The organism is Brevibacterium sp. BDJS002 (genome assembly GCF_028201555.1).
Classification (GTDB): Bacteria; Actinomycetota; Actinomycetes; order Actinomycetales; family Brevibacteriaceae; genus Brevibacterium; species Brevibacterium aurantiacum.
Genome location: NZ_CP116392.1, coordinates 177,081 through 188,623, shown reverse-complemented (window position 1 = coordinate 188,623; position 11,543 = coordinate 177,081). Strand labels below are relative to the sequence as shown.

Here is an 11,543-nt window from a genome sequence, read left to right as displayed (position 1 = left end):
GTCTGCACAGGTGTCTCGACAGGGCGCCGTTGGTTCGATGATGTCGGTGCGGGTTTGCTCAACCCTTCAACCGGGTCATCTCCGGGTCGAAGATGGGCTCAGCGGTGACTGTCGCAGGCAATCTGCGTCCCAAGTACTCGATCTCGACTCCGTCTCCGACGCTCAGAGTGTTCGGCAGCCAGGCGTAGGCGATGGTCGCTCCGATCGAGTATCCGTAGGCCGCCGAGGTGATGTAGCCGTCGGCCTTGCCTGCACCGTTGCCGGCGGCTCCGGTACCGCCGCTGGAACTGGCAGTATCAGACCCGTTACCCGCCCCAACGGTCAGGTAGACCGGCTCAGTTCCCAAAACCACGTCCTCGCGCCGATCCAGTGTCAGGCATGTCAGCTTAGTCGTGGTGGCTGCAGCCCTCGCCTCGAGTGCGGCCTTTCCTTTGAAGTCGTCGGTCTTCGAGGCCTTGACCGCGAAGCCGAGTCCCGCCTGGACGGGTTCGTGCTCGCTGGTCATATCGGAGCCGAAGGAGCGGAACCCCTTCTCCAAGCGCATCGAATTGAAGGCTTCACGGCCCCCCGCGATGAGTCCGAACTCCCGGCCAGCCTCCCACAGCACGTCCCAGAGCCGGTGTCCCAGATCCATCGAGGTGTAGAGTTCCCAGCCGAGCTCACCGACATAGGACAGGCGCATCGCCGTGACGGGAATGCCGCCGATGGTGATCTGCTTGGTACGGAAGTATTTGAGCCCGTCGTTGCTGAGGTCGTCGGTGCTGACCTGGCCGATGACCTCCCGGGCGAGCGGACCCCAGAGACCGATGCAGCAGGTTCCCTGAGTCGTCTCGCGCACGGTAGCCCACTTGCTCGGATCTGCCGACGACTGTTCCCGTGCCGCGCGGTGATGGTGGCGAAGTCGATGTTCGAGTTCGCTCCCACCTGGTAGGTCTGCTCGTCGAGGATCGCGACGGTGATGTCGCTGGTGATGCCGCCTTCGTCATCAAGCAGCAGGGTGTAGCTGACAGCTCCCGGCTTGCGCAGCATCGACGAGGTGGTCAGCCCGTGCAGCAGCTCGCCGGCTCCTGGCCCCTTGACCTCGAAGCGCTTGAGAGCGGTCATGTCATACATGGCCACATTCGTCCGCGTCTTCCACGCCTCCACCGCCGCGATCGGCGAGTGGAACATATCCGCCCACCCTTCACGCTCAGGAGCCTTCCAGTCCTGAGGCAGTTCGTCGAGCAGCGCAGCGTTGGCTTCGTACCAGTGCGGGCGCTCCCACCCGTTCGTCTCGAGGAAGAATGCCCCGAGCTCCTTCTGCCGGTCATTGAAGGGACTGAGCCGCACGTCCCGCGGCGAGACCCGTGGCTGCAGCGGGTGGATGACGTCGTAGATCTCGACGAAATTCTGCTGGGAGGTCTCGCTGACGTATTCGGGGGTCGTCAGTGCGTCCTCGAAGCGGTTGAGGTCGATGCCCGACAGGTCCGTGTTCGAACGCCCAAGTGAGATGAGTTCGGCGACGGCCTTCGCGATGCCGGCACCGTGGGTGACCCAGACCGCCTCGGCGACGAAGAATCCGTCGACTTCCCGGGACTGCCCCACGAGCGATCCGCCGTCGGGGGTGAAGGAGAAGATGCCGTTGAATCCGCGCTGAACCTGAGTCTGGCGCAGTTCGGGCAGCAGTTCCTTGGTGGCCTCCCACTCTCGGGCGAAGTCCTCGGGTGTGAACTCGAGGCTCGAGGGCATGACCTCGTCAGTGATCTCGTCGGGCGAATAGGTGCGCAGCGTATCGAGGTCGACTGGCATCGGCCGGTGAGCATAGGAGCCGATCCCGATCCGCTCACCCCATTCGCGGTAGTAGAGGTCCTTGTCCTGGTAGCGAAGAATGGGCGCCGAGGCTCCTGCCGGCTGCTCGTTCTTGCCGGCGAGGCTCGGCACCTCGGTCGTCCAAGCGAACTGGTGCCCCAGAGGCAGCAGCGGTATCGTCGTGCCGACCATCTCACCGATCTTCGGGCCCCAGAATCCGGCGCAGGAGACGACGATGTCCGCCGGGAACCTGTCGTCGCCGGCCAGCACTGCGGTGACCTTGCCACCGGACTGCTCAATACCGGAGACGGTGGTGCGGTCGCGGAACTCGACACCAGCGGCCCGAGCGCGTTCCATGACCAGCTGGGTGCCACGAGCGGCGAGCGCCAGCCCATCACCCGGAGTCAGAAGCCCGCCGAGGACCTTGTCCGGATTGAGCATAGGGAACAACCGCAGGCATTCCTGAGCATCGACCACCTCGGCGTCGACACCCCAGGACCGATTCCATCCGGCACGACGGTGCAGGTCCTGGAGTCGGTCGTCCTGGGTGGCGATCTCAAGTCCGCCGACGGGCAGGAACGAACCGCGACCATCGGGGCCAGTCAGCGAGGTGAGCTTCTCAATCGTGTACTGCGCGAACTCGGTCATCGACTTCGACCCGTTCGAGGAGAAGACAAGGCCGGGGGCATGCGAGGTCGAGCCGCCTGGGATATTCAAGGGCCCCTGTTCGAGCACGAGGGTGTTGGTCCAGCCGAGCTGGGCGAGTTCGTCCGCGAGGTTGGCTCCGACGATGCCGGCTCCGATGATGACGACCCGAGGTGAAGATGGTGAGGATGACGAGGAGGGTGAGGAATTCGGCACTGTGTACTCCTTTGTGTTGCAGCTGAAATCTGGGGTGGGTGCGAAATCTGTGGTCGTGCGAATGGTGCAGATGGTGCGATCAGAGAGGGCTGTGCGCCCAGCCCGTCGCGTCAGGCGTCGATGACCAGGTCACTCAATGCGGTGGAACAGCAAGGCAGGAACTTGCCGGCGTCGATCTCCCGTGCGCGTATGCCGCCCTGATGGTTCATGTCGACGTCACCGTCGAGCTTGACGACCTTGCAGGACCCGCACATGCCCTCCTGACAGTTCGCCCCGATCTTCACTCCCGCGCGCCTGGCGGCGTCGAGGACGAATTCGTCGGAGGCGACTCGGACGTTGAGCCCGGAACGCACGAACGCCATCGTGTGCTCGCCCTCGCCCACCGTAGCGAAGCTCGCCGGGTCGACAACCGCAGTTTCGTCACCTGGCTCGACAGCGGCTACCGCCGAGGCGGTTGTCGGGTCACCCACCGAGGCTGCTGTCGGGTCACCCGCCGAGGCTGCTGTCGGGTCGGTCTCGACCGCCGCCCCCGCCCCGGCGTCAGGCACGATCAGTTCGATCTCCGGTTCGACGGGAACCTCGGCCAAGGCGTCGACGGCCTCCAGCGGGGCACCGGTGACTTCGACGGGACCGTCGGCGGTGTATTCGGGTTCGTACATCTCCAAGGCCGCAGGCTGCGCTTCGTAGTATTCCTCGCTGGCCGACGCGATCTCCTCGGCGATCTCACCTGCGATCGCAACCTCCTCGGCGTATTCGGCACGGGTTGCGCGGTCGCCGGAGAAGAACTCCATGAAGATCGAAGTGTCGTCGACGCCGAGCTCGCGCAGACATTCGGTCGCGGTGTTGAGGTAGCCCTCGGGTCCGCACGCGAACACCTGCCGACCATTGGCATCGGGCACGACCTCCTCAAGCAGCGCGGTCGAGAGACGACCAGTCTTTCCGACCCATGTGCTGGCGGCGCTACCCGACTCCTCCCCCTGCACACGGTCCCCCAAGGTGTAGATGACCTCGATGCGGAAGTCGGCCTTCTGCAGGAAATCGAGCTCCTCGGCGAAGGCGAAGCGATCCGGTGCCGAGCCGTGATAGAGGAGAACCACGTCGGCCTGGCCGGGCAGGGAATGGATCGTGCGCACCATCGACATCAGCGGGGTGATGCCGGCTCCGGCAGCGAGCAGCAGGTAACGGGCACGCCGATCGTAGTCGGCCAGGTGGAACGCTCCCACCGGACCCAGCATCTCCAGGACGGCACCGACCCGAAGGGACTCATGCGCCCAGGACGAGACGAGTCCTTTCGGGTCACGTTTGATCGTGATGGAGAACGTCCACGGCTCGGTCGGGGCACTCGAGATCGAGTAGCTGCGAGATACCGGTTCGGCGCCTGGGCCATGCACCGGGAAGTCGATGTTGATGTACTGACCGGACCGGAATGCCAGTGGGGCACCGTCCATCCGACGGAACACGAAGACCATCATGTCGCCCGCCTCGGGGATGGTCTCCACACACTCAGCAGAGAACTCCTGCGGGTGCCACGGTCCCAGCGCCGTGGCGGCACCGGCGGGTCCTGTCGTGCTGGAGAGCACCCGGTTCCATGGCATCTCGAGGCCCCGGATCCGCTGCGCCAGCGGAGTCATGGGGTCGGCGAGGCGCTTCATCCCACGTGCTCCCGCATCCGCGTCACGTACCAGTTGATGAAGGCCTCGACCTGGTATTCGCTCTTCATGTACGGGCCCTGCTCGTAGAACGGACTCGTCGCCCCCTGCTGGCAGAGCTCGACGAAGTTCTTATCCTGCAGGTTCGTCTGCTTCCAGGTGTGCGTCAGCGTCTCGAGATCGTAGTCGACGCCTTCGACCGCATCGTCGGCGACGAGCCAGGTGGTGCGCACAAGTGTCTGATGTGCATTGATCGGGAGCACGGTGAAGGTCACCACATGATCGCCGAGGAGGTGGAACCAGCTGTTGGGCTGCAGGTGCATGGAACAACGACCCAACCGAAAATCGGGAAGATCGCCGAGGAGCTTCTTCGACAGCCGTCGGCCGTCGGCAGAGAACGACTCCCCCTGCCCATCGAGTGATTCACGCGAGATCCGGATCCCGGCAATGCGGGTGTCGAGTTCCTCGACGACCTCGTAGGGCAGTCCGTAGCGCCGGCACCGGTATTCCAGTGCGGCCTGCGCCTGCTGATTGCGATCCCAGACGTCCTCGAGATGGGGTGGGATCGTCTCATCGGTCAATCCCCAGGTCGGGAACAGGGCGCAGGCCAGCTCGGGGTGACCATCGCAGTGGTAGCACTCGCGATTGTTCTCCATCACGAGTTTCCAGTTGGCTTCCTCGATGATGTTCTGCTGGTAGGCGACCTTCGTCTTCGCCAGCTCATGAGGAGCGACATAGGGTTCGAAGACCGCTGCGGTGTCGTCGAAGTCTGCTGGAGGTTCCTCGGCCAGGCACAGGAAGACAAGACCCGCGGCGATCTTCCCGTGGGCACGCTTGAGTGAATAGCAGGCCTTGTCGAATTCCATCTCACCCGGCGCCGAGGCGTGGATGAGGTGTCCGTCGGGCGAATAGGTCCACGAGTGGTAGCCGCAGACCAGGTTGCCGGTGGTTCCGGTGTCTTCGGTGAGGACACGAGCACCTCGGTGACGGCACACATTGTGGAGGACGTTGACTCCGCCGTCGTCGGTGCGCAGAACGATGAGGGAGTAGGGGCCGTAGTCGAGCGTGACGTAGTCCCCGGGCTCGGGGATCTCCGCGACGCTGCAGGCGAAGACCCAGTTCTGCCCGAAGATCGCCTGCATATCGAGGTTGAAGAGATGATCATCGGTGTAGAACGGTGCTTCGAGGGAGAAGCCGGTGCGGCGGGTGTCGAGGAGACGTCGAACCTCGTCGAGCCTCTCCTCGCTGAAGCCGGCAGGGAAGCCCTTCAATGTCGGCGCCAGATTCACTGCGGTCAATTCCATCTCCCTTGATGTGCGCTGCACCACGATCCGTGCTGTCACAGACGACATTAGCGAGAACAACACTGCAGGAAAAGCGCGAGATTCTAACTGGATATGTGCGGTTTATCTGCATGATCGGAGGCACAATGGAGCCATGATCGATCCGCGTCTCATCACGCTGCGCACATTCGCCGCCTGCGGCACCGTTGCCGCCACTGCCGAGCTCACCGGATACTCGCCTTCGGCAGTCTCCGGTCAGCTGCGCGAGCTCCAGCACTCGCTGGGAATGACGCTGCTCGTCAAGGACGGACGCGGCCTGCGCCTGACCTCGAGCGGGCGGTACCTGGTGCGCCGCTCCGACGCACTCATGGCCGAATGGGAAGACATCCGCGCGGCGTCACTGACTGCAGGAGACCAGGCCCCCTCACAGTTCGGCATCGGCGGATTCTCCACCGCCTCGTCGAACCTGCTGGCCCCACTGGCCGCGCAGCTGCGCGAGGCCCATTCCGACGTCGGAGTCCACGTCATCGAAGCCAGCCCCACGCGCTGTTTCGAGCTCCTCGTCGCCGAACGCATCGACTTGGCCGTGGTGGTTGCGATGCAGGGTGAGGTCCAGGTCGAGGAGGACCCTCGTTTCGAGAAGATCGACCTCCTCGACGATCCTCTCGACGTCATGGTCCACTCGGACCATGCCGTCGCCGAGCGCGACTCGGTCTCACTGGCAGAACTCGCTGGGGAGGAATGGATCAGCGCCGGGCCCGGATCGCCGTATCACGCACTGTTCGTTGCGGCCTTCACCGCCGCCGGCGTCACCCCGACCGTCGCCCACGAGACTATTGAGTGGGAGACCTCCGCGGCACTCGTCGGCGCGGGAGTCGGAGTCAGCCTCATCCCTCGCCTGGCGAGCTCGCTCGGCGAGGCGAATGTGACCCGCGTTCGCCTCAGCGGTTCCGGACGGCTGAGTCGGAAGATCATCGCCGCCGTCCGGGCAGGCAGCCGAGACTCACCGCTCATCAAAGAATCTCTGGCTCATCTGCGAACGACCTCGCGACACATACTCTCCACCCGCCTCGGCGAGACGCCGGCGACGGCCTGACGTGGGTGTCACTCAGCGGACACTGCTGGTCTCAGAGGGCGGGACCGGGCCTATTGACAGAAGTCTCCTGCGACGGCGAGACTGCTCGTAGGTCTGATAAAAGACTGATATTTCAGGAACCGTCGGCGCTTCCTGATCGCCTGTTCGTCTGCTGAGCACGAGACGACGACGCTTCTTGGACATCGACAGCGATGCGATACGAATGGAGACTCAACGATGAGCAACAAGGCAATCAGCTACGCAGGCCCCGGCAAGGTCGAGGTCGTCGACACCGAGTATCCCGAGTTCGTCCTCAAGGACGGACCCGGCGTCCACCCAGCCAATATCGGCCGCAAGGTCGATCACGGCGTCATCCTCAAAACCGTGGCCACGAACATCTGCGGCTCCGACCAGCACATGGTCCGCGGCCGCACCACCGCCCCTGAAGGACTCGTCCTCGGCCACGAGATCACCGGCGAGGTGGTCGAGGTCGGGCGCGATGTCGAGTTCGTCAAGGTCGGCGACCTCGTGTCCGTGCCGTTCAACATCTCCTGCGGTCGCTGCCGGAACTGCATCGAACGCCAGACCGGCATCTGCCTCAACGTCAACCCAGACCGTCCGGGTTCAGCCTACGGCTACGTCGACATGGGCGGCTGGGTCGGCGGTCAGGCCGAATACGTCCTCGTCCCCTACGCCGACTGGAACGTTCTGAAGTTCCCAGACAAGGACCAGGCGATGGAGAAGATCCTCGATCTGGCGATGCTCTCCGACATCTTCCCCACCGGCTTCCACGGTGCGGTCGGCGCCGGAGTCACGATCGGCTCGACAGTCTACGTCGCCGGTGCAGGCCCGGTCGGAATCGCGGCGGCCACCTCGGCGCAACTCCTCGGTGCTTCGGTCGTCATCGTCGGCGATCTCAATGAGGACCGCCTAGCTCAGGCGCGTGCCTTCGGTTGCGAGACCGTCGATGTGTCCAAGGGTGACCCGAAGGATCAGATCGAGCAGATCCTCGGCACTCCCGAGGTCGACTGCGGCATCGACGCGGTGGGCTTCGAGGCCCGCGGCCACGGTAAGGATGCGGCTACGGAAGCCCCGGCGACCGTGCTCAACTCGCTCATGGACATCACCCGCGCCGGCGGCAGCCTGGGCATTCCCGGGCTCTACGTCACCGGCGACCCAGGGGCTGCTGATAAGGCGGCCCAAGAGGGATCGCTGTCGATGCGCTTCGGACTCGGCTTCGCGAAGTCCCATGTCTTCGTCACCGGCCAGTGCCCGGTCATGAAGTACAACCGCGGGCTGATGCACGCGATCCTCAATGACAAGGTGACGATCGCGAAGAACGTCAACGCCACCCCGATCGCCCTCGAGGATGCCCCGCAGGGCTACGCCGACTTCGACTCAGGTGTCGCAAAGAAGTTCGTCCTCGACCCCCACGGGATGATCAGCGCCTGACTTCGCAGGTGCGGCTGCACCTCCACCCTCCACCGAGCTGGGCCCGCTGCATCAGCAGCGGGCCCTATGTCATCTTCAGCCCAGCTCATCCACCAGCCGCGCGAACGCCAGGTGGGCCAGGGCTGCGGCCTGATCACCAAGCAGCCCATCGTCGAAAACGACCCGGGGCGAATGGTTCGTCTCCGCGTTCGGGTCCACGCCCTCTGGAGTGGCTCCGAGGAACACGAACGTGCCCGGCACGTTCTGAAGCACATAGGAGAAGTCTTCGGATCCCATCCGCGGCGCGGCCATCTCCTCGACGTGCTCGGCTCCGAAGACCTCGCTGAGGCGGTCGATGACCGTGCTTGTCTCGGCGGGGTTATTCACGGTCACAGGGAAGCCGATCCGGAAGTCCACCTCGGCGGTGCACCGGTGTGCCCGGGCGATGCTCTCGGCAATCTCAGGCACACGCTCCTGCAGCAGAGCGATCGAGTCGGCCGAGAGGTAGCGGACAGAGGCGGTGAGCTTCGCGGTGTCAGGAATGATGTTGCTGGCCTGCGAGCCTTCCAACTGCGTCACGGAGACGACGACCGGATCGAAGATGTCGAATGACCGGGACACCATCGTGTTCAGGGCGAGCGCGATCTCAGCGACGGCGGGCACGGGGTCGCGGGTGGCCTGCGGCTGGGAGCTGTGGCCTCCGGCGCCGTGGACCTTCAGGTTGAGGTCGGCGAACCCAGCCATGAGCGGCCCGCCCTTGGTGGTGAACCGTCCTCGCTCGTCGGCTTCGACGTGGATTCCGTACGCAGCGACAAGGGGCACGCCTGCCGCCTCGAGGAGGCCCTCGGCGATCATCGGCTCGGCGCCTCCTTCGACTTCCTCGGCCGGCTGGAACATGAACACGATGGACCCGGGCAGCTCGTCACGGTGCGCGGCGAGCAGACGAGCGGCACCGACGAGGCCAGCAGTGTGCATGTCATGGCCACAAGCGTGCATGTTGCCGTTCGTCGAGGCGTAGTCGAGTCCGGTGTCCTCAGCGACGGGCAGGGCATCCATGTCCCCCCGCAGCAGCACCGCAGGTCCGGGACGTCCGCCCTTGAGCACGGCGACGATCGAGGTCAGCGACTCTCCGGTGGTGATTTCGAGGCCCAGGTCGGCGAGTTCTTCGAGGACGGTCTTCTGGGTGAAGGGCAGTTGGTAGCCGAGCTCTGGGTTGGCGTGCAGGGCGCGACGCAGTGTCACAAGATCGTCTTGCAGATCCTGAGCCTCGGTGCGGAAATCGGGGACAGCTGAGGATGATGAGGCAGATGATGCGGACATGGACGCGGTTCTCCTTCGGGCCGAATGAACTGTGAGTCCGACTCTACTGAGAAAGCCGCGGTCGTGCGCGAGGAAGCCATCGACTCGCTCATCGAGACCTCGGAGCATGCCGAGGCCACAGCCTGACCATGGACGGCGAGCCTTGTCGTGCGTACCGTGGTCGGTGACGCCACCACTCGACGAGGAGCCCTCCGTGCGCATCATCATCACCCAGAACATGACTCTCGACGGCCGAGCCGAGATGCTCGATGACTGGTTCGACCCGCAGGCTCAGGACGAGGAGCTGTCTGCTGAGCTGATGCGGCAGTCTGCCAATGAGGATGTGCTGCTGCTCGGGCGGCAGACCTTCGAGGATTTCCGCGACTACTGGCCGTTGCAGACCGATGACGTCACCGGGGTCGCCGATCATCTCAATCAGGTCGACAAGCGCGTCGTCTCAACAACGCTGACCGGCGACCCGGGGTGGGAGAACACGAGCATCATCAGCGGCGATCCCGTCGAAGCCGTCGTCGCTCTGCGCGATGAGCCCGGGCGCGATGTCATCGTCACCGGCAGCATCACCTTGGCACATGCGCTCATCACCGCCGAGGTGGTCGATGAGTTCCGAATGTTCACCTATCCCGTGTGGCAGGGTCGCGGACGGCCCTTCTTCCCTGATGACGCCCGGCCGCAACTGCAGCTCCTCGACTCGAGGCCCTTCCCCAGCGGAGTCGTCTACTCGGCCTACGCGCCGAAGGGCTGAGCCCAGCCTCCTCGGCCCTCGGGCACCGTTCAGGCAGTGCCGAACATGACCTTCCGACCGTCGGGGTCTTGAACGGTGACGACAACGTCATCAACGTCGACCAGCGGTGCGCCGAGGCTTCTGACATCCTCGAGGAAGGCCTGCTGATCCTCGATGCGGAAATACAGATGGGTGAGGTTCGACTCGCTGTTCGGTGGAAAGCTGTAGTCGGCGAAGGCTTGAGCATCGTGGAGGGCGATCTGGATTCCGTCAATCTCGAGCACATAGTAGGTGTACTCGTCGTTGTCTGCCTCCTCAAGCGGCACACCGGCCAGATCTCGGTAGAATGCCGCAGTTCTCACGCTGTCCTGACAGGTCAGGAAGACTCCTCTGAATCGTGCAGTCATGATCGGGCTCCTTCGCCCCTCGAGTCCTCCCAGTGTCCCCGTCTTGCCAAGCGACGGTCAAGGTCCACTCAGGCTCCGAGGACGTCAACCTGTTAGCCTGGCGGGCTGATGCCGAAAGCAGGAGTGAGTGTGCAGAAGAGCAAATGGCTATTGGGCCTCGTCGTCGCGACAGCAGTGGGATCACTGGCTGCCTGCGGCTCAGCCGAAGAAGAGCCGACGGCCCAGGAGACATCCGCCTCGGCGAAGCAGGAGGCTGGCAGCGACGCGTCCGGCCAGGGCCAGGACCAGAGCGGAAAGCCGAACACCGATGGCATCCCCAAGGTTGTCGCCGAGGTCAATGGGGAGAAGATCACGAAGGATGACTTCGTCCCCCTCTACGAGACCCAGTATCAGCAGATGCAGATGCAGTCACAGCAGTCGGGTCAGCAGGTCGATGAGAAGCAGCTCAAGACGCAGACCGCTGAGAACCTGGTGAGCACCGAGCTTCTCAGCCAGGAAGCCGAAAAACGCGACATCAAGGTCTCGGACAAGGACGTCGACAAGGGTCTCGAAGAGTCCGCGAAGTCCAGCCAGATGAGTAAGAAGGACTTCCTCGCCGCCATGAAGAAGCAGGGCATGGACGAGAAGAAGGTCCATGCTGAGCTGAAGACCCAGCTGGCGATCGAAGGACTCATCAAGGATGAGTACGGCGAGTTCAAGGCCAGCGGCGAAGACATCGGACAGGCCTACCAGCAGGCGAAGACTCAGCAGGAGCAGATGGCTCAGCAGAGTGGTCAGCAGGCCCAGGAAGTTCCTTCACTTGAGGAGATGCGCCCGCAGCTCGAGGAGCAGGTGAAGAGCCAGAAGTCGACCGAGGCGACCCAGAAGTTCGCCAAGAAGCTTCGCAAGCAGGGCGACGTCACGATCAACCTCTGAGTGCTGGCCGTCAACCTCTGAGAGGTGACGGCCCGCCCCGAGTCCCAAACTTGGGGAATTTCTGAGAATTTCTCGCGAAATCCTTGCGTGCGC

At 63.9% G+C, this 11,543-nt stretch carries 8 protein-coding genes and 1 pseudogene; 4 read left to right on the top strand and 5 right to left on the bottom strand.

The genetic code is table 11. The features are described from left to right. Positions 1 to 58: 58 nt before the first annotated feature. The 3 genes and pseudogenes from PGC08_RS00870 to PGC08_RS00860 all read right to left on the bottom strand — a co-directional run bounded on the left by PGC08_RS00870 (position 59) and on the right by PGC08_RS00860 (position 5,602). A pseudogene (locus tag PGC08_RS00870) lies at positions 59 to 2,649 on the bottom strand (GcvT family protein). Positions 2,650 to 2,759: 110 nt separating this feature from the next. Beyond that, positions 2,760 to 4,301: a 2Fe-2S iron-sulfur cluster-binding protein gene (locus PGC08_RS00865; RefSeq protein WP_271709262.1), complete on the bottom strand. Its 1,542-nt coding sequence runs from the start codon at positions 4,299 to 4,301 to the stop codon at positions 2,760 to 2,762. Beyond that, positions 4,298 to 5,602 carry an aromatic ring-hydroxylating oxygenase subunit alpha gene (locus tag PGC08_RS00860; protein WP_101584029.1) on the bottom strand — a complete coding sequence of 435 codons (1,305 nt, stop codon included), beginning with the start codon at positions 5,600 to 5,602 and terminating at the stop codon, positions 4,298 to 4,300. The genes PGC08_RS00865 and PGC08_RS00860 overlap by 4 nt, the downstream gene beginning before the upstream one ends. A gap of 133 nt (positions 5,603 to 5,735) precedes the next feature. On the opposite strand from PGC08_RS00860, the gene PGC08_RS00855 reads away from it, so the two are divergent. Continuing rightward, positions 5,736 to 6,677: a LysR family transcriptional regulator gene (locus PGC08_RS00855; protein WP_096145775.1), complete on the top strand. Its 942-nt coding sequence runs from the start codon at positions 5,736 to 5,738 to the stop codon at positions 6,675 to 6,677. Between the two features lie 216 nt (positions 6,678 to 6,893). Next, positions 6,894 to 8,108, top strand: coding sequence for a formaldehyde dehydrogenase, glutathione-independent (gene fdhA, locus PGC08_RS00850; protein WP_114319407.1), 1,215 nt, complete (start codon positions 6,894 to 6,896; stop codon positions 8,106 to 8,108). Positions 8,109 to 8,183: 75 nt separating this feature from the next. Here fdhA and PGC08_RS00845 read toward each other — a convergent pair whose 3' ends face one another. Then, positions 8,184 to 9,407 carry a M20 metallopeptidase family protein gene (locus PGC08_RS00845; RefSeq protein ID WP_114319406.1) on the bottom strand — a complete coding sequence of 408 codons (1,224 nt, stop codon included), beginning with the start codon at positions 9,405 to 9,407 and terminating at the stop codon, positions 8,184 to 8,186. Between the two features lie 193 nt (positions 9,408 to 9,600). Here PGC08_RS00845 and PGC08_RS00840 point away from each other — a divergent pair, with 193 nt between their 5' ends. Further along, on the top strand, positions 9,601 to 10,149 hold the full coding sequence (locus PGC08_RS00840) for a dihydrofolate reductase family protein (RefSeq protein WP_271710085.1): 549 nt from the start codon (positions 9,601 to 9,603) through the stop codon (positions 10,147 to 10,149). A gap of 29 nt (positions 10,150 to 10,178) precedes the next feature. On the opposite strand, the gene PGC08_RS00835 is transcribed toward PGC08_RS00840, so the two are convergent. Beyond that, positions 10,179 to 10,535: a VOC family protein gene (locus tag PGC08_RS00835; protein ID WP_271709261.1), complete on the bottom strand. Its 357-nt coding sequence runs from the start codon at positions 10,533 to 10,535 to the stop codon at positions 10,179 to 10,181. A gap of 108 nt (positions 10,536 to 10,643) precedes the next feature. On the opposite strand from PGC08_RS00835, the gene PGC08_RS00830 reads away from it, so the two are divergent. Beyond that, positions 10,644 to 11,450: a SurA N-terminal domain-containing protein gene (locus PGC08_RS00830; RefSeq protein ID WP_241211542.1), complete on the top strand. Its 807-nt coding sequence runs from the start codon at positions 10,644 to 10,646 to the stop codon at positions 11,448 to 11,450. Positions 11,451 to 11,543: the final 93 nt, after the last annotated feature.

Coding starts and splice junctions, on each gene's coding strand:
- PGC08_RS00865 (WP_271709262.1), bottom strand. CDS start 4,301: ATGAAGCGCCTCGCCGACCCCATGACTCCGCTGGCGCAGCGGATCCGG.
- PGC08_RS00860 (WP_101584029.1), bottom strand. CDS start 5,602: ATGGAATTGACCGCAGTGAATCTGGCGCCGACATTGAAGGGCTTCCCT.
- PGC08_RS00855 (WP_096145775.1), top strand. CDS start 5,736: ATGATCGATCCGCGTCTCATCACGCTGCGCACATTCGCCGCCTGCGGC.
- fdhA (WP_114319407.1), top strand. CDS start 6,894: ATGAGCAACAAGGCAATCAGCTACGCAGGCCCCGGCAAGGTCGAGGTC.
- PGC08_RS00845 (WP_114319406.1), bottom strand. CDS start 9,407: ATGTCCGCATCATCTGCCTCATCATCCTCAGCTGTCCCCGATTTCCGC.
- PGC08_RS00835 (WP_271709261.1), bottom strand. CDS start 10,535: ATGACTGCACGATTCAGAGGAGTCTTCCTGACCTGTCAGGACAGCGTG.
- PGC08_RS00830 (WP_241211542.1), top strand. CDS start 10,644: ATGCCGAAAGCAGGAGTGAGTGTGCAGAAGAGCAAATGGCTATTGGGC.